This is a genomic window from Methylobacterium sp. Leaf99 (assembly GCF_001422375.1).
In the GTDB taxonomy this organism is placed as follows: Bacteria; Pseudomonadota; Alphaproteobacteria; order Rhizobiales; family Beijerinckiaceae; genus Methylobacterium.
This window is the reverse complement of sequence record NZ_LMMU01000001.1, coordinates 993,065-1,015,631: the sequence shown is the minus strand read 5'-3', so window position 1 is coordinate 1,015,631 and position 22,567 is coordinate 993,065. Positions and strand designations below refer to the sequence as shown.

Here is a 22,567-nt window from a genome sequence, read left to right as displayed (position 1 = left end):
AGCCAGTTTGAGCCATCCGCAGGAATGGGTGCTCACCTCCACTCTCTAGCAGCAAGGACATCATCCCGTGCGGCCGAGTTGGGCTGAGGTCAGAGCTTCGCCGGATTCACGGACTTCCAGTCGCCGAGGGCGAAGCCGTATGAGGCTTTGATTCCTCTGGCGTGATCCCCGCCGCGATCGCCGTGATCCAGGCGGCGACACGGTCGGGATCCGTGACCGGCAGCATGTGGCCGCCCGGTACGAGGTCGAGGCGCGTACCGGGTAGAACCCGCTTCAGACCTTCGCCGTGCTCGACCGAGCTGAGCACGCGATCGCCGGTTCCGTAGAGGACCGCGACAGGGACGGCGAGGCCAGGATACCGCGCTGCCAGCCCCGGTATGTCCGCGCCGGCCGCGTTCAAGTCCATCGAGGCGGCGTAGAAGCTGGAGGGCCGCAGGCCGAGCAGGCCGCCGCCCCGCGTTCCGAAATCGGCCGGCACCGCGTCCGGCCCGAACACCGTGTCGAGGACGCCCCGGCTGCGCAGAATCGCCAGTGGCGTCGCGAGGGTCCAGGCGACGGCCATCCGCAGGAGGGACGAACGGATGGCGAGGAGCCGGAACGGTGCGGGGACCGTGTCCTGCGGCTGCGTCAGGGGCGCGATCAGCGCGAGGCCGCCGATAAGGCGCGGATGTTCGAGGCCGAGCGCGAGGGCGACCGCGCCGCCGAGCGAGTGCCCGACGACGATCGGGCGCTCCAGCCCGAGATGACGGATAACGCCCAAAATCGTGTCGGCCTGGCCCGGAAGATCGGCGGGGGCGCGCCAGGATCGCGGCGAGTGGCCGGAACCGGGCCGGTCGATCAGCACCACCCGGAACCGGTCCGAGAGCCTGTCGAGCAGGGCATACGCGAAGTTGCCGAGCTGTCCGCCGAGACCGTGTACGAACACGAGCGGCCGGCCGCTCCCGGCTTCCAGGTAGTGGATGCGGCCCTGCGGCAGATCGAGGAAGTACCCGCGTGGCGGAAGGCGCCGCGCGATGCCCCGGGCGATGAGCCACGTGACGACGAAGGCGAAGCTCAAGAGGGCGGCAAGGACGACGGCGCCCAACGCGAACGCGGTCGGCAAGGCCGTGGTCACGTGCGCTCTCCCTTCAGGCGGCTCAGGACGCCCCAGTAGGAAACCGGCATGAGGCGCTCGATCAGCGAGGCGATCTTGGCGTCGTTGCCGATGATGATGCGCCGCCGTCGTCGCTCGACGCCGCGCACGATGATGTCTCCGGCCCGGGCGGGCGGCATCGTCAGGAGGCTGTTGGCGATGCGGCGCCCCCGCTCCAGCTCCTCGGCTGAAAGGGCCGCGGTGGCCCGCGCCGAATCGGCGATCGACGTGGCGACGCCGCCGGGATGCACCACGGTCACGCCGACCGTACCGCCCGCCAACTCGTGGGCGAGCGCCTGCGAGAAGCCGCGCACCGCGAACTTGCTCGCCGCATAGGCGGTCTGGCCCGGCGGGGCGATCAGGCCGTAGAGGCTCGACAGGTTGACGATCCGCGCTTCGGGAACGGCCTGCAGCATCGGCAGGAAGGCCCGGGTCATGCGCACGACGCCCCAGAAATTGACCTCGATCAGCCATTCGAAGTCGGCTTCGCTCACCTGCGCGAAGGTGCCGGCCATGGCCACACCCGCGTTGTTGACGAGGAGGTCGAGGCCGCCATGGGCGGCGGCCACCGTCGCGGGGAACGCCGCGACGGCCTCCCGGTCGGCCACGTCGAGGCGGTGACGGGTGACCCGAACGGTGCCGGCGAGCGGCCGCGCCGTCTCGGCCAGGCCCGCCTCGTTCACGTCGGCGAGGGCGAGGTTGCAGCCCCGCCCGGCGAGCGAGACCGCGATGGCCCGGCCGATGCCGCTGCCCGCACCCGTGACGAGGGCGGTGCGTCCCTTGAGATCGAACATGCGGTCGGTTCCTGCCCTTCGAAGCCTCGGTGCAACGGATATCCGCCCCCTCGGGGGCAGGCGTTCAGGCCGCCCGCCGGGTGTCGGTACGCCGGCCGCCGAACACCATGGCGCCGTCGTCCAGCCGGCCGTAGCGGAGGCTGGCGAGATCGAGCACGTAGTTCTGGTGAAGCTTCCACGGCGACGCGGTGCCCTGCTTCGGCATCAGGTGGCGCGCCCGCGCCACATAGCCCGAGCTGAAGCCGATCAGCGGCTCCGCGCCGGTGGCCGTGCCCCGGCGCGGCACGCACCACGCCTCGCCCCGCCTGTCCATGCGGCGCAGGAGGCGGCAGACGTAGTTCGCCGTCAACTCGCATTTCAGCGTCCAGGAGGCGTTGGTGTAGCCGAGGGCGAGGGCGAGGTTGGGCACGTCGCTCAGCATCATGCCCTTGTACAGGTAGCGTTCGGCCGGATCGGGCGCGACGCCGTCGACGCTGATCCGCACCCCGCCCATGAGCTTCATCGTCAGGCCGGTGGCGGTCACGACGATGTCGGCCGGCAGGGTCTTGCCGGAGGCGAGTTCCAGCCCGCCCTCGGTGAAGCGCGTGATCGTGTCGGTCTCGACGCTCGCCCTGCCGGTGCGGATCGCCGCGAACAGGTCGCCGTCCGGCACGAGGCAGAGGCGCTGGTCCCACGGCTTGTAGCGCGGCGTGAAATGCCTGCCGACATCGTAGTCGGGTCCGAGTTGCTCGCGGATGCCGCCGAGGATGCGCCGCGTCAGCGCCTCGGGTTTCCGCCGGGCGAACTGATAGAACAGAATGCTCACGCCGATGTTCTTCCAGCGCGCGAGGCGATGGGCGATGGGGGCCGGCAGGCGGGCCTTCAGCCAGTTGGCGATCCGGTCGCGCGCCGGCAGCGCCACGATGTAGGTGGGCGAGCGCTGCAGCATGGTGACGTGGGCGGCGCGCCGTGCCATCGTCGGCACCAGCGTCACCGCGGTGGCACCGCTGCCGATCACCACGACGCGCTTGCCGGAATAGTCGAGGTCGTCGGGCCAGGCCTGCGGATGCACGATCGGCCCCGCGAAGCGCTCCGTGCCCGGCCAGTCCGGGCGATAGCCGCCCGCGTAGTCGTAGTAGCCGGCGCAGACGTAGAGGAAGCCGCAGGTATAGGCGATGCGTTCCTGCCCCGCCTCGACCTGCAGGGTCCAGCGCGCCTCCGACGTGTCCCAGGCCGCGGACGCCACGCGCTGGCCGTAGCGGATCCTACGGTCGATACCGAACTCTTCGGCGGTGGCCCGCAGGTAGCTCAGGATCGAGGCCGCGTCGGCGATGGACTTGTCCTCGGTCCACGGCCGGAAGCTGAAGCCGAAGGTGTAGAGGTCGGAATCCGAGCGCAGGCCGGGGTAGCGGAACAGGTCCCAGGTCCCGCCGAGCGAGTCGCGCGCCTCGAGGATCGCGTAGCTCTTGCCTGGACACTGGGTCTGCAGGGCGTGGGCCGCGCTGATGCCCGAAATGCCGGCGCCGATCACCAGCACGTCGAAATGCGCACCGCCCGGCGGCTCCGGGCGCGACGCTGCGTCGTCGGGCCCGCTGCGGGGCACCGTGAGGATCGCCATGGCTGAAGCCCTCCGAGGTTCACGACAGGCTATCTAAGGTGGATACCTTAGTTGATCAACAGGCAAACACCTTAATTGTGGGGCGGCCTCCGCGCGGCTAGGGTCCGGGCGGGACTGGATGCGCGAGCGGGACGGATGTGGCGATGACAGGACGGGACGCGGGGAACCGTGCGAAGGCGTCGCCTAAGCCTAAGCCCAAGACGCGGGCGCGTATCCTCGACGCCGCGCGCGAACTGTTCAACGAGCGCGGCCCCGGCAACGTTACCACGGCGGAGATCGCCGAGGCGGTGGGGATCAACGAGGGGAACCTCTACTACCATTTTCAGCGCAAGGAGCAGTTGCTCGAAGGCCTGTTCGGAGAGTTCGCGCAGGCGTTGCACGCCGCAGCCACGGCCTACGCGGCCAGCGACGACGGGCCCACTCGGTATCGTGCCTATCTCACCGGCTGGTTCCAGACGATGTGGGAATGGCGCTTCTTCTACCGGGACGGCGCGATGGTCTTCCGGCTCGCTCCCGAGCTCAAGCCGCGCCTGAAGCAGGTCAGTGACGACGGACAGGGGCTGACCCGCCGGGCGCTCGAGGAGATGCAGAGGGCGGGGTTGCTGACGATCCCAGCCGACCGGCTCGACCCGCTCGTCACCAATGCCTGGATCGTCTCGACCTACTGGATCGACTATCTGCGCTCGCGCCGTGGCATCGGCGAGGTCACGCGCGCGCATGTCGACTGGGGCGCACGCCAGGTGATGAACCTGTTCCAGCCATACCTGACGCCGCGAGGCCTGGCGGAAGCCGAACTCGGTGCGGCGCGTGAGGATGGCTGATCGTTCGAGTGGAAGACAGGCTCAAGAGCGTGAGGCTCGGCCCGGCTGGACGAGCCGTTCGGCGCGCTGGATGCGCAGACCCGTCTCTCCATCCAGGAGTAGCTCCTCGTTGCACGCGAGGCGACGGGCGCGACGGTTCCCCATGTTGAACGAGCGCGGCTGAGCGCGGAAGACCCGACGGGCCCGACGCGCGGTTCGGGGCCGTCTCAGCCCGTCTACCGGGTTCGCATCGCGTGGACACGGACATCGACCGGCGCACGGAGCCCCTGCGGCAGCCCGCGTTGCGCGTATCCGATGAAGACTTCGAACGCCTGCTTCGACGCTCATCTCTCCGGCACGGGAAGCAGGGCTCCGGACCTCGCCACACCAATGGCAGGCGGGCAACGGCACCAGGCCGAACCCCGCCGCCGCGGCCTGGACGAGCGTCTCGCCGCCGCGGGTGAAACCAGGCGACCTCGCTGCGATCACCCCACGGAAGTCTTCTAATTTGGCAGGAACGAACCGAATTTCTATCTTCGTTGCCCCCAAGAGATCATTTTTATTGTTTCATGAAAATCTTTGGAATGTTGAATGGCACTGCTTTGATCTAACTTAAGTCCCGCGCCAAGTCGACGTGTTCATCACCTGTGTCTGAATCCGATGGGGCGGCACGGGTTGGAGCCTGTCGGCACACCGGGCAAGGGTCGGCGCCATCCCGTGAAGACGATGAGCAAAATGTCTTGTTCGACGATGCGCGATCGACGAGGGCGGCGGCGATCCGGCCGCGCCCCCGCCGGCTGTCCGCCGTGGCGGCCCTGCTCGCCCCTGGGGCCCGCGCGGGTTTGACGGTCGGCGTGACGCCCGGTTCGAGCAAACTTCGCCGTCTGTACGGGCGCGGATCGATGCCGGCTACGCCTACGACGCGGTCCCCTACGGCCTTCCCTGGCTCCCCTGAGCCGCCAACCCGTTCGAGTTCCTGACGATGCGCGTTCTGAGACTGATCGCCGCCGCTGCCCTCACCCTCGGCGCCATGGCCGCCCAGGCGGCGAGCCTGAAGGTCGGCGTGGTGCCGGGCGCCTACGCAGATGCCGTGAACGCCGTGGTGGGCGAGGCCAAGGCGAAGGGCATCGACGTGACGGTCGTCGAGTTCAGCGACTGGAACACGCCGAACGTCGCCCTCGATGCCGGCGACATCGACGTGAACTTCTTCCAGCACCGCCCCTTCATGGAGAACGTGGAAAAGCAGAAGGGCTACGATTTCGAGATCGTCGGCCTCGGTATCCTGCAGAACCTCGGGCTCTACTCCCTGAAGCACAAGAGCCTCGACGCGGTGCCGGTCGGCGGCCGCGTCGCCATCGCCAACGATCCGGTGAACCAGGGGCGCGGCCTGCTGCTCCTCCAGAAGGCCGGGCTGATCAGGCTGAAGGACGGCGTCGGCTTTCTCGGCACCCTCGACGACATCGTGGAGAACCCGAAGACGCTGAAATTCACCGAGGTCGAGGGGCCGCAGCTCGTGCGCGTCACCGGCGACGTCGACCTCGCGCAGGGCTACCCGCACTTCATCGTCGCGGCGGGCAGCTTCGACCCTACGAGCGGGCTCGTCTATTCCGGCATCGAGGACAAGCTCTTCGCGGTGAGCTTCGTCACCAAGGCGGCACGGAAGGACGACGCGACGATCCGTAAGTTCGTGGACCTCTTCCACAATTCGGAGGCCGTGAAGGCGCAGATCCGCAAGTCCTTCGCCGACAGCGACAAGCTCTACGTGCTGGCATGGCTGAAGTGATGGCCGGCCTGGCCTTCGACGGCATCCGCGAACCGGGCGGCTGGGTCGCGACAGGCGCGGCGGAGGCGCGCCCCGTCTCCGTCGTGCGAGCTGCGACGGGGAGCCGGGCGGCCGGCACCGTGAGGTTCGAGACGGTCGGCAAAACCTACCTGTCCGCGGCCGGCGCGGTCCGAGCGCTCGACGCCATCGACCTCGCGATTCCGGCCGGCACAATCTTCGGCATCATCGGCCGCTCGGGCGCGGGCAAGTCCAGCCTGTTGCGGACCGTCAACCGCCTGGAGGAGCCGACGTCCGGCCGGGTGCTGGTGGATGGCGAACCCATCGGCGCGCTGGATACCGCCGGGCTGGTGACCCTGCGCCGGCGAATCGGCATGATCTTCCAGCACTTCAACCTGCTCTCGGCCAAGACCGTGCGGCAGAACGTGGCCCTGCCGCTCGCCGTCGCCGGGGTGCCCAAGGCGGAGATCGGCCCGCGGGTGGACGAGGTGCTCCGCCTCGTCGGGCTGGAGGACAAGGCGGAGGCCTATCCGTCGCGGCTCTCCGGCGGGCAGAAGCAGCGGGTCGGCATCGCCCGCGCCCTGGTGAGCCGCCCGGAGATCCTGCTCTGCGACGAGGCGACCTCCGCCCTCGACCCGGAGACCACGCTCTCGATCCTGAGCCTGCTGCGCGACATCAACCGGCGCCTCGGGATCACCATCGTGCTGATCACCCACGAGATGAGCGTGATCCGCGAAATCTGCAGCGACGTGGTGGTGCTGGAACAGGGCCGGATCGCCGAGACGGGCCCGGTCTGGCGCGTCTTCGGCAGTCCGGAGCATCCCGCCACCCGGGCGCTCCTCGAACCGCTGACCCGCGATCTGCCGGAGGATCTGGCGGCCCGGCTGCAGCCGAATCCGGTGCCCGGCGGGGCGACGGTGCTGCGGATCACCTGCTCCGGCGAGGCGCCCGACCTCTCGGCCCTCACGGCGGCGGCGGGCGCGCCGGTGCGCCTACTCCAGGCCGGCATCGACCGTATCCAGGGCCGCGCCGTGGGCCGCATGCTCGTCGCCGTCGCGGGCGCGGACCCCGACGCGGAGAACCGCCTGAGGGCCCTCGGAACCGACATCGAGAGGATCGGCCATGTCGCCGCAGATGATTGACCGCCTCTGGCAGGCCGGCCTCGACACGCTCGTCATGGTCGGGGCCTCGGCTGGGATCGCCGTGCTGGCGGGCCTGCCGCTGGCCCTCTTCCTCGTCACCTCTGGTCCCGGTGGCATCTTCCCGGCACCGCGCGCGAACCGAGTGGTGGGGATGCTCGTCAACGGATTCCGGGCGGTGCCCTTCATCGTGCTCCTGGTGGCGCTGATCCCGTTCACGCGTCTGGTGACCGGCACCACCATCGGCGTGTGGGCGGCCATCGTGCCGCTCTCGGTCAGCGCCACCCCGTTTTTCGCCCGCATCGCCGAAGTCTCCCTGCGGGACGTCGATGCCGGGCTCATCGAGGCGGCGCAGTCCATCGGCTGCCGCCGCCGGCACATCCTGGCCCACGTGCTGCTGCCCGAGGCGCTGCCGGGCATCATCGGCGGCCTCACCATCACGATCGTGTCGATGATCGGCGCCTCCGCCATGGCGGGCGCCGTCGGCGCGGGCGGCCTCGGCGACGTGGCGATCCGCTACGGCTACCAGCGCTTCGACACCACCGTGATGATGGCGGTGATCGCGATCCTCATCGCCCTTGTCTGCGTGGTGCAGTTCGCGGGCGACACCGCCGTGCGGCGGCTCCGAACCCGCTGACGGTTGAAACGCATGACCTTGCCCCTCATCGACGCCACCGCCGCCGACCGGCTCCCGCCGCCGCCCATCCGCCCGCACCTCATCCGCCAGGATGCCGAGGCGATCGAGGCCGCCCACGCCGTCGCCCGGATTTTCGCCGAGGACGCGGGGGAGCGCGACCGTGCGCGGCGCCTGCCCTGGGACGAGATCGAGGCCTTCACGGCGAGCGGTCTCGGCGGCATCACGGTGCCGCGGGACCATGGCGGCGCCGACGTCTCGCACGCGACGCTGGCCGAGGTCTTCGCGATCCTGGCCGCCGCCGACGCCTCGGCGGCGCAGATCCCGCAGAACCAGTTCGGCGTCCTCGCCGTGGTGCGCACGGCCGCGCGCCCCGCACAAGCGGAGCGGATCTTCTCCGACGTCCTGGCCGGCCACCGGATCGGCAATGCCGGTCCGGCCCGCGACGGCCGGGCGATCACCCATGTCGGCACGCGCCTGACGGAAGGCACGGAGGGCGCGCGCATCAGCGGGACGCGCTTCTACTCCACCGGCGCGCTCTTCGCTCACTGGATCCCGGCCCGGGCCCTGGACGACGACGGCCGGCCGCTCCTGGTCTGGGTGCGCCGCGACGCCGAGGGCGTGCGGGTCGTCGACGACTGGCAGGGCTTCGGCCAGCGCACCACGGCGAGCGGCACGGTCGTCTTCGCGGATGCGGCCATCGAGGAGAGCCTGACGCTCGACCTCACGTCGCTGGCGGAGCGCCCGGCACTGTTCGGCCCGGTCTCGCAACTCGTCCAGGCGGCCATCGATGCCGGCATCGCCCGGGGCGCGGTCGCCGCCGCCCTGGACTTCGTGCGGTCGAAGACGCGCGCCTACCCCTTCACCGTCGAGCAGGCGACGGAGGATCCCTACATCCTCGGCGAGATCGGACGCCTGCAGACCGACCTGCACGCCGCCGAAGAGGTGCTGGCCCGCGCCGGCCGGACCCTCGACCGGGTCGCCGCCGAACCCGTCACGGCGGACTCGTCGGCACGGGCCTCCGTCGCCGTCGCGGAAGCGAAGATCCTGACCACCGAGATCGCCCTGGAGGCGTCCGAGCGGCTTCTGGAGCTCGCCGGCACCTCGGCGACGCGCGCGGAGTACAACCTCGGCCGCTTCTGGCGCGATGCGCGGGTGCACACGCTCCACGACCCCGTGCGCTGGAAATATCATCTGCTCGGCAACTACACGCTGAACGACGCGCTGCCCGCCCGGCACCAGTGGAACTGACGACCGGATGCCGCTTCAACCCCACGAGACCGCCTTCACCCGCAAGCCGGAGCCGCCGTGCCCGGTGCCGGTGATTCCCGACGCCGCGACCGCGCTCGCCGTCGCCCGCACCCTGGCCGAGGATTTCTCGAAGTCCGCCATCGCGCGCGACCTCGACCGCGACCTGCCCTTCGGCGAGATCGCGCGTTTCACCGCGTCCGGTCTCTGGGCCATCACGGTGCCGAAGGCCTACGGCGGTACGGGTGTCGACAGCGCCACCGCCGCGCAGGTCATCGCCATCGTGTCGGCGGCGGACGGGTCGCTCGGCCAGATCCCGCAGAACCATTTCTACGCCCTCGAAGTGCTGCGCAACGGCGGCACCGAGGCGCAGAAGCGCGCCCTCTACGGACGGGTGCTCGCGGGCGAGCGCTTCGGCAACGCCCTGGCGGAGATCGGTCAGCGCGATCACACCCGCCGCACCCGCCTCGTGCGCGACCCCGCCGGCTGGTTCGTCGAGGGGCGCAAGTTCTACTGCACCGGATCGCTCTTCGCCCACCGCATCCCCACCCTGGTGAACGCCCGGGAGGACGGCCGCGAGGTCGCCTACCTCGCCTTCATCCCCCGGGACGCACCAGGCGTCACCCTGGTGGACGACTGGGACGGCTTCGGCCAGCGGGTCACCGGCTCGGGCTCGGTGCTGTTCGAGGGGGTGCGCGTCGAGCCGGACTGGGTGGTGCCCTTCGGCGCCTCCCTGGACCGGCCGACCGCCATCGGCCCCTTCGCCCAGATCCTGCACGCCGGGATCGATCTCGGCATCGGCCAGGGGGCGCTGGCGGCGACACTCCCGTTCGTGCGCGCCCGCGCCCGGCCGTGGATCGACTCCGGGGTCGAGCGCGCGAGCGAGGACCCCCTGCTGCTCCACGCCCTCGGCACCGTGCGGGTGCGCCTCGCCGCCGCCGATGCGCTTCTGGAGCGGGCCGGCCGCTTCGTCGACGCGGCGCAAGCTGCGCCCGATGCCGAAAGCGTCGGGGCGGCCTCCGTCGCCGTGGCGGAGGCGCGGGCGTCGAGCCACCGGGCCGGCCTGCTCGCGGCCAACAAGCTCCTCGAACTCGGCGGTACCTCGGCCACCAATCGCGCCGAGGCCCTCGATCGCTACTGGCGCAACGTCCGCACCCACACCCTGCACGACCCCGTGCGCTGGAAGGATCACTGGATCGGCGCCTACCATCTCAACGGCCGGTTGCCGCCCCGGCACGGAGCGCTCTGATGGCGGCCAGGGAACCGATGAAGAAGCAGATCCTCCTCAACGCGTTCAACATGAACTGCGTCGGCCACATCAACCACGGACTCTGGACCCACCCGCGCGACCGCTCGTCGGAGTACAACACGCTCAGCTACTGGACCGACCAGGCGAAGCTCTTGGAGCGTGGCCTGTTCGACGGCCTCTTCATTGCCGACATCATCGGCGTATACGACATCTACGGCGGCGGCATCGACGTGACCGCGCGGGAAGCCGTGCAGTTGCCCGTCAACGACCCGACCGTCCTCGTCTCCACCATGGCGGCGGTGACGAAGCACCTCGGCTTCGGCCTCACGGTCAACGTCCACACCGAGGCCCCCTCCACCTTCGCCCGGCGGATATCGACCCTCGACCACCTGACGGAGGGCCGCATCGGCTGGAACATCGTCACCGGCTACCTCGACAGCGCCCATCGCGGCCAGGGCAGCGGCGCGCTGCCCGCCCACGACCGGCGCTACGACTATGCCGAGGAGTATCTGGAGGTACTCTACAAGCTCTGGGAGGGAAGCTGGGACGACGCGGCCGTGCGCCGCGATCCTGCGGCCCGGGTCTTCGCCGATCCGGCCCATATCCGGCCGGTCTCGCATCGCGGCGAGTTCTTCGATGTCGCCGGCTACCACCTGTCCGAGCCCTCCATCCAGCGCACGCCGGTCCTCTACCAGGCGGGCGCCTCGGGGCGCGGCCGGGCGTTTGCCGGGCGCCACGCCGAGTGCGTGTTCATCTCGGCCCGCGACCGCGCGAGCGCACGCGAGGCCGTGCGCGCCATCCGCGCCGAGGCGGTGGCGACCGGGCGGCGGCCCGACGACGTGAAGATCTTCGTCGGCATCGCGATCATTCCCGGACGCACGAAGGCTGAGGCGGAAGAGAAGCGGGCGGAATACCTGCGCTATGCCAGCCCCGAGGCGGGACTCGCGCACTTCTCCGCGTCCACGGGCATCGATTTCGCCGCCTACGGCCTCGACGATCCGATTCCCTACGGCCAGAGCAACGCCATCCAGTCGGCCAATGCGGCCGCCGCCCAGCGTCGGCTGACCAAGCGCGACCTCCTCGCCGAACTCGGCCTCGGGGGCCGCTACGCGGTGCTCACAGGCGATGCCGTCTCCATCGCCGACGAACTCCAGGCCTGGATCGAGGAGGGCGAGGTCGACGGGTTCAACCTCAGCCGCATCGTCGTGCCCGAGAGCTTTTCCGACTTCATCGACCTCGTGGTCCCGGAACTCCAGGATCGCGGGATCTACAAGACCGCCTATGGCGAGGGCTCCCTGCGGGGCAAGCTTTTCGGTCGGGGCGACCGCCTTCCAGGCCGCCACGCCGCCCAAGCCTTCCGCCACGCCGTCTCGGCCGCTTTCGAAGACGGCCCGTAAGCGACGGCATCTTCTGGTTCCTGCTCACCTCCGGTAACACCTGCCATAGCGTCGGGTCCGATTTCGGTCAGGCACTCACCAACGCTGCTATCCATTAGATCGTCGAAACCGCGGAGCGGCTGGCCTATGACGGCCTTTTTATCCGGAGGGACGCTGCCTGCACCGACCCGTACTCCGTCGAGCAGCTTTCTGTGTAGGGTCGCGATCTGGAGGCGGCCCCAGCAGGAGCCGTCCCGTCGATGACGACCATGCCTGATAGTATCCGATACGACAATAACCTGATCTGAAATGAGCGCCCGATCGACATTCATTTTGAAATACCTTCGTGTCAATCTAACGGTGCTGTAAATGTTCGCTTTCGAGCAAGGGTCCAATACCTCTCAACGGCGCTGTTGGGTCGGCACCCGTCCGTCCGCTCTATGACCGGGTCAGGTGGAAAGCAGCCGTTCGGTTAGTAAATATGCGGAGCAATCATTGAATGTTGGGGTCTACATTGGGCGTATCGCCCTGATCCTGAGCGGCACGCTTGGCAGCTTCTCGTCCAATCAGAAATAACAGGGCATCCATTAAAGCCATCATCTCCGGCGTGCCACTTTTCTTCAACGCTGCACGAGCTTTCAGACAGTTATCTACCATCTCACCAAAACGGTCCTCTTCCCCCATCGCGCTTTCAGCCCCTTGGTAGCAGCCAAAAAACTATCAAATGTCAGGTTGTAAGCAAGCCAGCGAAGGGGAATTTTTCTTTTTTCGGGGCCCTTCCAATTCAATATCTCAGACATAGATCGGCCGCTTCGCCGAATGCACACAATACGATTGTGCAAAATACGATTTAGTACGGTTTGGAGCGATCGATGCTTAGTGATGACGGGGGTAGCGGTGGCCCGATATGCTCAAAAGACATTCTAGCGAAAATTGCGTCCGCTCTAAATTGCTCTATTGAAGATTTTTCCGATAATTCATCATGCTGTATTTCTGAGACAATTGAGCTTATTGATTTATGGTCTAAAATAAAACATGTTCAAGACCGAAATAAGGTTTTAAGCTTTATACGAACGGCTGCCGAGAAACAATTCTGACATAAGTCTACCATCTGATTAGCTGGATGTCATTGCGGCGTGATCCAATGCAGCGTCCGCTTGGGGTCGGTAGCAGCGGTTAGCTCGATGTGCGGAAACGAGGCTTCAGCCGCATGCCCTCTCCCTTTATCTGGTGGCGGCAACCGAACACCCGGAGGTGGACGCGCGTTTGGGACATGCTCAGCGGGAGGGCTCTGCAGCGATATCGCTCCAGCCCGGCAGGGGAAAGGCTCGATCGTAGGCCAGATTGAAGAGGAAGGCGTAGGCCACGTAGAAGGCCGCAATCGCGATATCCATGACGAAGGCCTGGACGAGGGCAATGCCGAGATACCAGGCGATGGGCGGCAGCAGGAACACGAGCAGCCCCGCTTCGAAGAGCACGGCGTGACCGACCCGTAGGACAAGGCTCTTGCGCGTGTGCCCGATCAGCCGCTGCATCGCTCGATCGAAGCCGAGATTGTAGGCGTAGTTCCACGCCGTCGCGACCAGGGCGCTGCCGAACCCGATCACGCCCATGTCGGAGGCGTGCAGGCCGAACAGTACTGTCCCGAGCGGAATGATGAGTGCGAGCCCGACGATCTCGAACAGGATGGCGTGGCGGATACGGTCGCGTGTGCTGCGCATGGTTTTGCCTGGAAAGGGCCTCTGGTCCGCAGCCTTCTATCTGTGATAATCCAGCCAACAAGTTAGAAGGTATCTGGAAATCAGATAGGTGGCAGTCTCTCTCGATCAGCTTCAGGCTTTCGTGGCGGCGGCCGAAGCCGGTTCATTTTCCGGGGCCGCCCGTGTGCTGCGCAAGGCGCAGTCGGCTGTCAGCACGCAGGTGGCGAACCTTGAGGCGGATCTAGGCCTAACCCTGTTCAGCCGGGCGGGTAGGAACCCAGTGCTCACCTCGGCGGGGGAACGGCTGCTGCTGGAGGCGCGGGTCGTGCTCGAACGGCGGGAGCACTTGATCGGCGTGGCGAGCAGCCTGGAACAGCGGGTGGAGAACCGGCTGGTGGTCGCCATCGACGAGCTCTATCCTGAGCATGCCCTCGGCGCTCTGTTCGCCGACTTCGCCGGGCGCTTTCCCTTCGTGGAACTGGAACTGCTCTTCCCGCTGATGGAGGATGTCAGCCGCATGGTGCAGTCCGGAGCCGCCGACCTCGGCGTGATGTGGCGTCAGGAGGTGCTGCCCACGGAGCTTGGCTTCCAGACCATCGGCTGGGTGCCCCTCAAACTCGTCTGCGGTCGCGACCATCCGCTGGCGAAGGCGCGGGTGGAGTGGGAGGAACTGAAGCGCCACCGCCAGATCCTCGTCGCCGCGCGCGGCGACGGACCGGAGAAGCGCCGTCTGCGAGTGGCCGCCGAGGTTTGGTGGGTGGAGAGCCACTGGGTCATTCTGGAAATGGTGAAGCACGGGATCGGCTGGGCGTTTGTCACCGATCACGTCATCGCCGCGTCCCTCACCGCGCCATACCTCGTCACGCCGGACCTGCAGTTCGACAAGGGTGACTGGCCCATCGCCCTGGAACTGGTCTGGCACAAGCAGCGCCCCTGCGGCCCCGCCGCGGCATGGCTTCGCGAGCGCTTCGCGGCGGAACGGGTCGGCAGTTTGTCAGGCGGCAGCCGGACAGGCTGAGCGACGAGCGTTGCGGGACGGCCGACGAATGGCCGCTTTCGGGAAGCGCTGACGGCGGTCCCGATGACCGGGTTGGGCCGGCATTTGCCGGTCCGCTGTACGCCCGGGTTGGGTGGGAAGCGGAATGGCGGCTTACGAGCACGGCTGATGATTGACCGACATTCAAATCGAGGCCGTGTCTGCCAGCGACGATGCAGTCACCGGCATGGGCCGCTAATTCTCGTACCTGCCTACAATCCGGTCGAGGAGTACATGCGGGACCGTCAAGGCCGACAGCATCCGAAGGGTGAGGCACAGGAGGGTGGCGGCGGGGTCGTTCGCATCGGCGGCGTAGAGCGGCCAGAGGCCGGCGCCTAGAACAATCGTCAGCCCGAATACCGGCAGCGAGGCGCAGACAGCCTTGCGCATCGTGTCAATGCCTGGCGCCCGGGTTGGGTCTTGCACCAGGGCGCGCATGTGCCGAGGGGCGTGAAGGCCGACGAAGTACAAGGTGAAGGCCGTCAGCGGCGGCAGCAGCCGGAAGGCGAGCGCCAGGACGGCCATCTCAATCAGTACAGCGCCCCGGTGTCGGCGCACCAGCACCCACGCGGCAGCGATCGCGAGCCAGAGCCAGGCGGCGGCGATCCACCAGCCGGGGAGATGCGCCATCGGTACCCGCGTGACGGCTGCAAACAGCGCAGCGGTCTCCTCGGGCCGCAGCAGTGCCGGCAGCGCGATCGGCAGCCCGCCGCGCACCAGGGCCTCGAACGGCCGGCCTGGGCCGGCATCCTCCTCACCGAAATGCAGGACGGACAAGGCAAGGAAGCCCGCCATGGTCACCAAGGGTGCGACCTGCCAGGCGAGCAGGACCAGGGCCGAGAGGCCGAGATAGGGGACGGCGAAGATCCCGAACCAAGCCCGGCCGTAGCGCGGACGCAGCAGGGGGGCCGCCACGACACCATCGAGCGCGCCGTGTGGCACGCCAAGGACAATTACGATTGCCAGGGCCACTAGCCAGGACGCTTGGCGTGGTAGGGCGGCCGAGGTGACCAGGGCGAGCGCCACGAGGGCCCCCGCCAGGAGCAGGGGCCCGGCTCCCGCCGAACCCAGACGTCGGCGACTCGCCCGAACGGGGGTCACAAGGACCGGAGTGGTCGCACGAGCCGCCATCCGGGTCAGGCCGCCCGGCGCAGCGGCGTCGCAGTGGCACGCCCCTCGGCCAGATCACGGTCGACCGCGCGTGTCGTTTCCCGCGTAGCCATGATCCCGTAGACGACCTTGGCGGTCAGATCCGAGAGCGCGACGACCGCCAGGGCCACCGCCGGCGACAGGATCCCGAGGCCATCCTGGCCGACGAGAAGCACCACGGGGTAGATGCACCAGACCACCGTGAGGAACACGGCGTTGCGCCGGAAGGCAGACTGCACGTCGGCCCGCTCAGCGGAGTTCTCCTCGCGCAGCTGCACGAAGATCCCGTAGAATACGGCGATGAACGCGCCGCAGGAGATCGCGAACCAAGTCCACTTGATCCAGGCGACCGTCGAGAGGCCGAAGGCCAGCGCGGTCACGATCATAATCAGGTCGGAGCCGATCAGGCCCCAGACGATGGCCGGCCGGCGCATCCCCGAATGCATCGCGGTGCGCGAGAGGCCCAAAAGCAGCAGAGGCGTGGTGAAGGTCCAGTCGATATAGCGGGCGAAATAGAACTGGCGCGCGGTGTCCGCCGCGTCGGGACCGGCGGGCAGAACAAAGCTTCCCTGCCCCGTCGCCATGGCGAAGTAGGAGCAGGCCGCGATGATCGGCACGATCCCGTGGATGATGGTATCCGCCTCCTCGGCGTGTGTCCGTCGCTTGCCCATGAACAGGATCGCGGCGGCACCTGCCGCCATGCCGGCGAAGCCGAGCCAGAGCCAAAATTGAGGCGTCATCGAAAACTCATCGGTACAGGAGGATGAAAAGCATGCCCCGAACGTGGCCGCCCTCCTGCACAAAGTTCACCGACTGCAATCGTTGCTTGGGATGCCTCTCACAGTCACGCGATCCCAGAACCTTCAGGTCGCGTTCGCTGCCGGCGCGATATGGTCCGACTAGGTACACCTGCGAAGCACGCTCGAAGGCAAGTTTGCTCGATCCTCAGCGGTGTTCTGAATGTCGCTTCACGAGCGGGAAAGCAGATGGCTGGAACGGCGAGGATGGGTCGGACGCAGCAGGGCTGCATTTCAAGTCTGGCAGCTGCGTGGCACACATCCCGAACGTCTAAACGGTAATACGCAGGCTACGTCCGCAGCACCCCTTCTCTCTCTGCCGGCATGGGCCGGTTGGGAGATGAGAGATGGGACATTCAGAGCACGACCCAGCCTTCAAGAGCCGCCGACCGTGGAACGCAGGACGGAAGCTCGGCGCCAAACGCGCGCTCAAACCACAACAGGTTTGGGCCATCCGTTTCTGGCTCGACGGAGAGCGGCGCGTACGCGACCGGGCCATGTTCGACCTCGCCATTGATAGCAAGTTGCGTGGTTGTGACATCGTCAAACTGAAGATCGGCGAGCTTGTCAGCGGCGGGCATGTACGGGCGCGCGTCATCGTCGTTCAGCGAAAGACTGGGTCGCCCGTGCAGTTCGAACTGCTTGAACCAGCACGTACCAGCATTTTGACTTGGTTGGGGTGCCGAGGGGGCGGGCTTGACGATTACGCCTTTCCAAGCCGGATCGACCACGAGGCGCACATAAGCACCCGGCAGTACGCCCGCCTGGTAGATGAATGGGTGACGGGCATAGGGCTACGGCGCGAGGACTACGGCACACATTCTTTACGCCGTACAAAGGCGGCATTGATCTACAAGCGAACCGGCAACTTACGCGCTGTGCAGATTCTGCTTGGGCATACGAAAATCGAGAGCACGGTACGCTACCTTGGCGTGGACGTTGAAGACGCGCTCGCTCTGGCGGAAGCGACCGAAATCTGAAAGCCGGCCTCCTCGGCGGCAACGTTGAGGGGGCCATGCAGGCTCCAAGAATGCAGCGCACCTGAAGCAGTCGTTTACCCCGACATGATGCCGTCCCAGATATAGGCGTTCTCGAACCAACCCAGCCTTTCCGCCCCAGGTGGATTGCGGTCTGTCCGCTGATTGGCGGCAGATCGACAAAGCGGTCATCCAGCATTGCCGATCTACCCCGGGATGAAGAACCCCGGCGGAGACCAGCCAGGCCCACGTAATTATGAGGAAAGGCATCGCCGAGGAGGGTTCGGACCATCTCCTCGGCTACAATCCCGACTTGATCGATGCAACGAGGTCCATGTCGCCATCCGCAATCCCTAGCGTCGTCGTTCCATGACCAAGCGCTTCAACTTCGAGGACCAGAATGCGCAGCACAGCCTCCACGAGAAAGCTCGGCATGTCTCACCGTTCGGCCTGTGCGCTGGCCCTCCTGTGGGGGATCTCGGCCACACCCGTGGTGGCGGTCACGCCGGTGACACCGGTGGGCGTCGAGAGCTGCGACGCCTTCCTGGAAGCCTATGCCCAATGCGCGGCCAGCCCCGGCGTACCGGAAGCCGCTCGCCCCGGCATCCGCCAGGGCATCAACACGATGCGCGAGAGCTTCCGCGACTCGGTCCTGCGCAACGAGGCGGCGCGTCCGACCGTGGCCTATCAGTGCGCCCAGGCCCATGAGGCCGTGCGCAAAAGCTTGGTCGACGCATTCAAATGCGATTTTCCCGCCGCACCCGTGGCCTCCCAGGCCCTCTTGCAGAGCCCGCCGCCACCGCCGGGCTCGGCTCGGGCGACCGCCCGCCCGGCGCCGGCGCAGACGCCCGAGGCTCAGGCGGTGGCAAAGGCCAATGCCTACACCGAGGCCCAAAACCACTTGGTCCGGTCTCATCCCCTGGAGCAGCAGTTGGCCGACTACCGGCGCGACAACGAGCGGGTGCTCAAGCTTGGGACGAAGCTCGGTGCCAACGCCTGGTACCACTTCGGCATCGTGGATTTCGATGGGGTCATCGACGAGTTGGAGAAGGCCGTCGCCTTACCGGGCGTCGTCCCGGAGGTCGATGCTCAAGCCGCCCGGCTGCTGACGGCGCTGCGCGAGGTGAATCCCACCCTGAAGGCGCTCACGCGCTATCAGACCACGCGCGAGTTCAAAGAAGATGGCTTCAAGTTCGCTCGCGAGCAGCACGCGATCCTCGTCCCCCGCGTCGAGGCGGCCGCCAAGGCGATGGACGCCTATGGCACGGCCCTGTTCGAGCGCGAGATCGCCCGGGATGAGCGCCGCCTGGCGGCCCTGCCGGAGGATGCGCCGGCACGGCGCCTCCTGTCCACCAGCCTCACCCTGCGCCGCGCGGTCCGGCGGTTCGAGGCACTGGGACCGAAGGCGGATGTCGCTCCCTTCCTGGCCGCACTCGGCGAGGTCTCGAACGCCAACCGCCACCTCGGCACGGTCCTCGACGGCATGAGTCCGAAGGCGAACTCATCCTGCACCGGCTACACCGACACGGTCGCAAGCGTAATTGGGCATGGCCGGGACGTCGCCCGGGACATTCGCGCCAAGAGTGATCCGAGCCAACCGGCGCAACGCTTCAACGAGACCTACAACCGCTCGGTACGCGATCTAGAATCTTGCCATAAGAATGAGAGTCGGGTGCGTCCAGGCTGAGGTCAGCTGAAGATCGCTGAAGACAGGACTGATGTCTCCTTCAATGTAAATGCTCGTCCTTACGCCTCCGCAAGTCTGCGGGGAGACGAGCAGGCCGATGTCAAGGAGCGTGCGTTCCACGGGTAGCATCGGCGTCTCTTAATGAGGACGGACGGAGAGCGGTCGCTGAACCTTTGCGCGGGATCGCGATCGCGTCGTCCGCTCCTCATCGGGGCCAGTCGAAGTAGCGCCGGGCGGCGCCTCGGCCTTCCGCCAACGGCCTCGTCAGCCGGCCGCGCCGGTCGATCAACCCCCATCGGCCCCCGATCATGGCGGATGGCTGGCGCCCGTCCGAGCGGCAGCCCTGGCAAACCAGGGCCTCGCCGCGGGCGTTGAACGGGAACGACCAGTCGAAATCCGTGGCCAGGACCCGGCGCAGGCGCCGGTCGTGGAACGCGACCTTGCCGGCGTGACGCGCGCGCACCAACCCCTGCGCGAAGGGGTCCGGCCCGTTGTCGAGGGGGAACACCGCCAGCGCCAGCCCGTCGCGGCGCGCCCAGAGCGCGCCGATTCCATCGACGACGATCTCCGTCACCCCGCCCCGGAACGGCATGCGCGCGAGGCGGGCGGGATCGATGCGGACGAAGTCCCCCGCGCGGCGGGCGCAGTGCTCCGTGCGGGCGAAATCCGCGTGGACGTCACGGCAGGCCAGCGGGTAGGCGCCCCCGTCGCGCGCCTGCACGGCCTGCGGCGCGAAGCCGGCCGCAAGCCCCAGGAGGGCGAGCGCACCGAGCGCTCTTCCCCGTGCCCTCGGGCTCACCTGAGGCCCCAGCGCCCGAGCGGGCCGGGCGCGCCCGTGGCGTCGTCCACGAACACGCGCCAGCCGCTGCCGTAGGCGACCTCGCAGACATCCCAGACGAGGCCGGTGTCCGTCCGGGTCGGCACGGCCGTGCCGGTGGTGGCGGTGCCCGTTCCCGCCGCGGCGCGCGCCGCGATCGCCGCCGCCTGCTCGGGCGTGAGGCGGCCCGTCGCGGGGGCAGGCCTGGCGGATCGGGAGAACAGGCGGTCTAGGATAGCCAGCACGGTTCGGGCTCCTCGCATCGGCGAACGAGCATGGGCGTCCGGCCCCGGGATGTCACCCGCCCCGGTGCAGGTTGCGGAGCGGCCGCCCGTCAGCCACACCTCCCGGACCGTATCAGGCGGAAGAACCGCATGTGAGGAACCTGGATGTCCCTGAAGCTCGACCACTCCTCCGTCGAGGAACTCGACTTGGCCCTGCGCCTGTATCGGCGCCTGCTGGTCCGCCTGCTCCTGATCCTCGTCCTGGGCTTTGCCGGGGTGATCGGTCTGGCCAAACTCAGCACGATCCTGTCGCCGCCCTACGGCGTCTACTTCCTCGGGCAGGGCTTGGTGACCTGGGGGCTGCTCGGCCTCCTCGCCCTGCTCTTCGCGGAATTCTGGTGGGAGGGCCGCCAGATCGGCGAGGCCCTCAACCATCCGGGCCTGCTCGATTCCCCTGTCGCCGGGCTGCTGGGCGGCCTCGCCGTGATCGGTGAGCGCGCCGCTGCGATCGGGATGGAGCCCGGCTTCTTCCACGGCCCCCTGCGGCCGATCCGCCGGCGCTGACGGGTCCGTGGCGCTCAGCGCGCCGGCCCCTCGCGCGCGACCAGGCTGTCGCGGTGGACCGCGAGGCTCGCACACGCGCTCGCGAGGGTGACGGCGCAGCCGAGGGCGGGCAGCGTCCAATCCTCCGCCCGCCATAGGGCCGCCGCGAGGCCCGCACCGGCGCCGAGGCAGGCCAGGGACAGGGCGGCCCGCCAGCACCGCACCGCGCGCGGCTCGAACCGCACCAGGCCGTTCGCCCACCAGACCAGGGGCAGCATCGACAGCCAGTAGAGCGGCTGGGCACGGGCGGCGCCGTGCGGTCCCGGCACGAGGCAGGCGGTGACCGAGACGGTGGCGGCGAGGCCCACCACGACGGCGAGCCCGGCCGCCACGTTCGAGGGACGGTCCTTACGCAGCCGCTGCCAGTAGGCCGGGTAGCGGCGGATCAGGGAACTCTCTCCCGGGCCGGTGCCGGACGCTTCCAGGCCGCGAGGCGCGCCAGGACGTAGGCCGGCACGCGGTCGGCCACGGCGAGATTCTCCGGGCGCAGGGAGAAATCGTAGGTGAGGCCGTCGCGGTGGACGAGGTAGGTGCAGGTGGAGACCTCGCGCTTGTCCGAAGTGTCCGAGGCGAGGCAGCCGGGCGGGGCCTAGTCGGCCGGCCGCGCCGCGTGCCGGGACGGGAGGCGGTAGAAGCGCCGATGGTCGACGCCCTCGGAATGGACGAGGCGCTCGCCGCCGGACGGGTCGGGCCGCCACGGCGCGCCCTCGGCGAGCCGCGCATCGAAAATGCCCCATTGCCGGGCGTGGAGGGGTGCGAAGCGGCGCCCGTCCGGGTCGCCGACGACGTGGACCACGAGGTCGGCGGCGAACGGGCCGGCATGGCCGTGGCTGAGGGGGCTGTAGCCGGGGAGGCCCGCCGCGACCTCGGCGGCGGGCAGCATCAGCCAGAGCGAATCCGCCGGTTCCCGGCCGAGCCCCGGGAGCGCGTCGAGCCAGGGCAGGCGGAAATTTCGGGAAAACTCGTAGGTGTGCGGCACGGCGTACGCGGTCCCGGCGAGGCGGTACCGCGTGATGCCGAACCGGCCCTCCGCCGCGAAGGCCGCGAGCACGAGGGGCAGGCCGAGGAGCGCGACGAGGCGCGCGACGCGACGCGAGGGACGCATGCGGGACGTTCCTATTCCGTGAGTCTGCCTATTCCGTGAGTCCGCCTATTCCGTAGGTCCGCCTGTTCTGTGGGCCCGGCGCGGAGCCCGGCCGCTTCCGCCGCGAGGTTGGCGCGGGCGGCGGCCTCCAAGCGGTCGTGGAAGAGGTCGGTCTGGTAGAGGCGCGGCCGGGCGAGGAAGCGGTCGAGGACCTGGGCGCGCCCGAGCCGCCACGCCGCCTCGGGAACGGCGGCGTATTCCCGGCGGATCGCCGCCGCGTAGGCCGCGTAGACGGCGCGCGGCGCACCGAGCACGGCGAGATCGAGGTCGAGGAGGAGCCGTGTCGCCGGGTCCGCGCTCGGGCCGTGCGCCGCCGTCGCGTGGATCATCGCGATCGCGGCCCGGACGCGCGCATCCTCGGACGCCGGCCCCGCCTCGGCACCCAGAAGGTCGGCGCTGCGGGCCTCGTTGTCGGCGCGGGCGGTGTCGTAGACGGCGTCGTGGAAGGCGATGGCGAGGTCGACGGCGTCGCCGTCGACGCCCGCGAAATCGGGATGCGCCCGCGCGGAATCGTGCCCCGCGAGCAGCGCCGCGACGTGGGGCCAGCCGTGATAGTGCCGGTCCGCCGCGCCGTAGCCCGCATCGAGGGCCCGCCACGCCGCCGCGCCGGGCGTGCCGACGGTCCGCGCCCACAGGGCGTCGAACCGCGCGCGAAGGGACGCGTCCGTGGCTTCCATCCTGCCG

General features: G+C 68.5%; 24 protein-coding genes. 11 read left to right on the top strand and 13 right to left on the bottom strand.

Annotated elements, in window-relative coordinates; all coding sequences use genetic code 11:
- Nucleotides 1-106: 106 nt before the first annotated feature.
- From ASF28_RS04605 to ASF28_RS04595, 3 genes are all read right to left on the bottom strand, one after another.
- Nucleotides 107-1,114 (bottom strand): alpha/beta fold hydrolase, encoded by a 1,008-nt coding sequence (locus tag ASF28_RS04605; RefSeq protein ID WP_200912643.1) that lies wholly within the window; start codon nt 1,112-1,114, stop codon nt 107-109.
- Nucleotides 1,111-1,926: an SDR family NAD(P)-dependent oxidoreductase gene (locus ASF28_RS04600; RefSeq protein WP_056088238.1), complete on the bottom strand. Its 816-nt coding sequence runs from the start codon at nt 1,924-1,926 to the stop codon at nt 1,111-1,113. The genes ASF28_RS04605 and ASF28_RS04600 overlap by 4 nt, the downstream gene beginning before the upstream one ends.
- 64 nt (nt 1,927-1,990) lie before the next feature.
- Nucleotides 1,991-3,523 carry a flavin-containing monooxygenase gene (locus ASF28_RS04595; protein WP_082475997.1) on the bottom strand — a complete coding sequence of 511 codons (1,533 nt, stop codon included), beginning with the start codon at nt 3,521-3,523 and terminating at the stop codon, nt 1,991-1,993.
- Nucleotides 3,524-3,666: 143 nt separating this feature from the next.
- Here ASF28_RS04595 and ASF28_RS04590 point away from each other — a divergent pair, with 143 nt between their 5' ends.
- The 7 genes from ASF28_RS04590 (at nt 3,667) to ASF28_RS04560 (ending at nt 11,770) form a co-directional block, all read left to right on the top strand.
- Nucleotides 3,667-4,344 (top strand): TetR/AcrR family transcriptional regulator, encoded by a 678-nt coding sequence (locus ASF28_RS04590; protein ID WP_056088234.1) that lies wholly within the window; start codon nt 3,667-3,669, stop codon nt 4,342-4,344.
- 961 nt (nt 4,345-5,305) lie between these two features.
- Complete coding sequence (locus ASF28_RS04585; RefSeq protein WP_056088230.1) at nt 5,306-6,106, top strand: MetQ/NlpA family ABC transporter substrate-binding protein; 801 nt, start codon at nt 5,306-5,308, stop codon at nt 6,104-6,106.
- The gene (locus tag ASF28_RS04580; RefSeq protein ID WP_443189707.1) at nt 6,094-7,245 is read left to right on the top strand and encodes a methionine ABC transporter ATP-binding protein; all 1,152 of its coding nucleotides are present in this window, start codon (nt 6,094-6,096) and stop codon (nt 7,243-7,245) included. The genes ASF28_RS04585 and ASF28_RS04580 overlap by 13 nt, the downstream gene beginning before the upstream one ends.
- Nucleotides 7,226-7,879 carry a methionine ABC transporter permease gene (locus tag ASF28_RS04575; RefSeq protein WP_056088224.1) on the top strand — a complete coding sequence of 218 codons (654 nt, stop codon included), beginning with the start codon at nt 7,226-7,228 and terminating at the stop codon, nt 7,877-7,879. Before ASF28_RS04580 ends, ASF28_RS04575 begins: the two co-directional genes overlap by 20 nt.
- Before the next feature lie 12 nt (nt 7,880-7,891).
- Nucleotides 7,892-9,127, top strand: a complete 1,236-nt coding sequence (locus ASF28_RS04570) for an SfnB family sulfur acquisition oxidoreductase (protein WP_056088221.1) — start codon at nt 7,892-7,894, stop codon at nt 9,125-9,127.
- A 7-nt stretch (nt 9,128-9,134) separates the two neighbouring features.
- Complete coding sequence (locus ASF28_RS04565) at nt 9,135-10,373, top strand: SfnB family sulfur acquisition oxidoreductase (RefSeq protein WP_056088218.1); 1,239 nt, start codon at nt 9,135-9,137, stop codon at nt 10,371-10,373.
- A 17-nt stretch (nt 10,374-10,390) separates the two neighbouring features.
- Entirely contained in the window at nt 10,391-11,770 is a 1,380-nt protein-coding gene (locus tag ASF28_RS04560) for an LLM class flavin-dependent oxidoreductase (RefSeq protein WP_200912658.1), read from the top strand.
- Between the two features lie 471 nt (nt 11,771-12,241).
- Here the strand turns inward: ASF28_RS04560 and ASF28_RS22285 are convergent, their stop codons facing one another.
- Nucleotides 12,242-12,433: a hypothetical protein gene (locus ASF28_RS22285; RefSeq protein ID WP_147710024.1), complete on the bottom strand. Its 192-nt coding sequence runs from the start codon at nt 12,431-12,433 to the stop codon at nt 12,242-12,244.
- Nucleotides 12,434-13,026: 593 nt separating this feature from the next.
- On the bottom strand, nt 13,027-13,470 hold the full coding sequence (locus ASF28_RS04555) for a PACE efflux transporter (RefSeq protein WP_056088213.1): 444 nt from the start codon (nt 13,468-13,470) through the stop codon (nt 13,027-13,029).
- A gap of 88 nt (nt 13,471-13,558) precedes the next feature.
- Here ASF28_RS04555 and ASF28_RS04550 point away from each other — a divergent pair, with 88 nt between their 5' ends.
- Nucleotides 13,559-14,467: a LysR family transcriptional regulator gene (locus tag ASF28_RS04550; protein WP_056088211.1), complete on the top strand. Its 909-nt coding sequence runs from the start codon at nt 13,559-13,561 to the stop codon at nt 14,465-14,467.
- A gap of 213 nt (nt 14,468-14,680) precedes the next feature.
- Here the strand turns inward: ASF28_RS04550 and ASF28_RS04545 are convergent, their stop codons facing one another.
- Nucleotides 14,681-15,511, bottom strand: coding sequence for a Brp/Blh family beta-carotene 15,15'-dioxygenase (locus ASF28_RS04545; RefSeq protein ID WP_244474892.1), 831 nt, complete (start codon nt 15,509-15,511; stop codon nt 14,681-14,683).
- 110 nt (nt 15,512-15,621) lie between these two features.
- Nucleotides 15,622-16,374 (bottom strand): bacteriorhodopsin, encoded by a 753-nt coding sequence (locus ASF28_RS04540; RefSeq protein ID WP_056088207.1) that lies wholly within the window; start codon nt 16,372-16,374, stop codon nt 15,622-15,624.
- 404 nt (nt 16,375-16,778) lie between these two features.
- On the opposite strand from ASF28_RS04540, the gene ASF28_RS04535 reads away from it, so the two are divergent.
- Nucleotides 16,779-17,411, top strand: coding sequence for a tyrosine-type recombinase/integrase (locus tag ASF28_RS04535; RefSeq protein ID WP_056088204.1), 633 nt, complete (start codon nt 16,779-16,781; stop codon nt 17,409-17,411).
- Between the two features lie 297 nt (nt 17,412-17,708).
- On the opposite strand, the gene ASF28_RS23540 is transcribed toward ASF28_RS04535, so the two are convergent.
- Nucleotides 17,709-17,843: a hypothetical protein gene (locus tag ASF28_RS23540; RefSeq protein ID WP_274533107.1), complete on the bottom strand. Its 135-nt coding sequence runs from the start codon at nt 17,841-17,843 to the stop codon at nt 17,709-17,711.
- On the opposite strand from ASF28_RS23540, the gene ASF28_RS04530 reads away from it, so the two are divergent.
- On the top strand, nt 17,842-19,095 hold the full coding sequence (locus tag ASF28_RS04530) for a DUF3829 domain-containing protein (RefSeq protein WP_056088200.1): 1,254 nt from the start codon (nt 17,842-17,844) through the stop codon (nt 19,093-19,095). The genes ASF28_RS23540 and ASF28_RS04530 overlap by 2 nt on opposite strands.
- Nucleotides 19,096-19,300: 205 nt before the next feature.
- On the opposite strand, the gene ASF28_RS04525 is transcribed toward ASF28_RS04530, so the two are convergent.
- Together ASF28_RS04525 and ASF28_RS04520 are read right to left on the bottom strand one after the other, a co-directional pair.
- The gene (locus ASF28_RS04525; protein WP_056088197.1) at nt 19,301-19,894 is read right to left on the bottom strand and encodes a hypothetical protein; all 594 of its coding nucleotides are present in this window, start codon (nt 19,892-19,894) and stop codon (nt 19,301-19,303) included.
- Complete coding sequence (locus ASF28_RS04520) at nt 19,891-20,157, bottom strand: hypothetical protein (RefSeq protein WP_056088195.1); 267 nt, start codon at nt 20,155-20,157, stop codon at nt 19,891-19,893. The genes ASF28_RS04525 and ASF28_RS04520 overlap by 4 nt, the downstream gene beginning before the upstream one ends.
- Nucleotides 20,158-20,301: 144 nt before the next feature.
- Here ASF28_RS04520 and ASF28_RS04515 point away from each other — a divergent pair, with 144 nt between their 5' ends.
- Nucleotides 20,302-20,700 (top strand): hypothetical protein, encoded by a 399-nt coding sequence (locus ASF28_RS04515; protein ID WP_056088193.1) that lies wholly within the window; start codon nt 20,302-20,304, stop codon nt 20,698-20,700.
- A gap of 14 nt (nt 20,701-20,714) precedes the next feature.
- Here ASF28_RS04515 and ASF28_RS04510 read toward each other — a convergent pair whose 3' ends face one another.
- The 3 genes from ASF28_RS04510 to ASF28_RS04500 all read right to left on the bottom strand — a co-directional run bounded on the left by ASF28_RS04510 (nt 20,715) and on the right by ASF28_RS04500 (nt 22,560).
- Complete coding sequence (locus ASF28_RS04510) at nt 20,715-21,071, bottom strand: hypothetical protein (RefSeq protein WP_056088191.1); 357 nt, start codon at nt 21,069-21,071, stop codon at nt 20,715-20,717.
- 257 nt (nt 21,072-21,328) lie between these two features.
- A complete protein-coding gene (locus ASF28_RS04505; RefSeq protein ID WP_056088188.1) occupies nt 21,329-21,844 on the bottom strand; it encodes a hypothetical protein in 516 nt (171 codons plus the stop codon).
- An 11-nt stretch (nt 21,845-21,855) separates the two neighbouring features.
- The gene (locus ASF28_RS04500; protein ID WP_056088185.1) at nt 21,856-22,560 is read right to left on the bottom strand and encodes an HD domain-containing protein; all 705 of its coding nucleotides are present in this window, start codon (nt 22,558-22,560) and stop codon (nt 21,856-21,858) included.
- Nucleotides 22,561-22,567 lie beyond the last annotated feature (7 nt).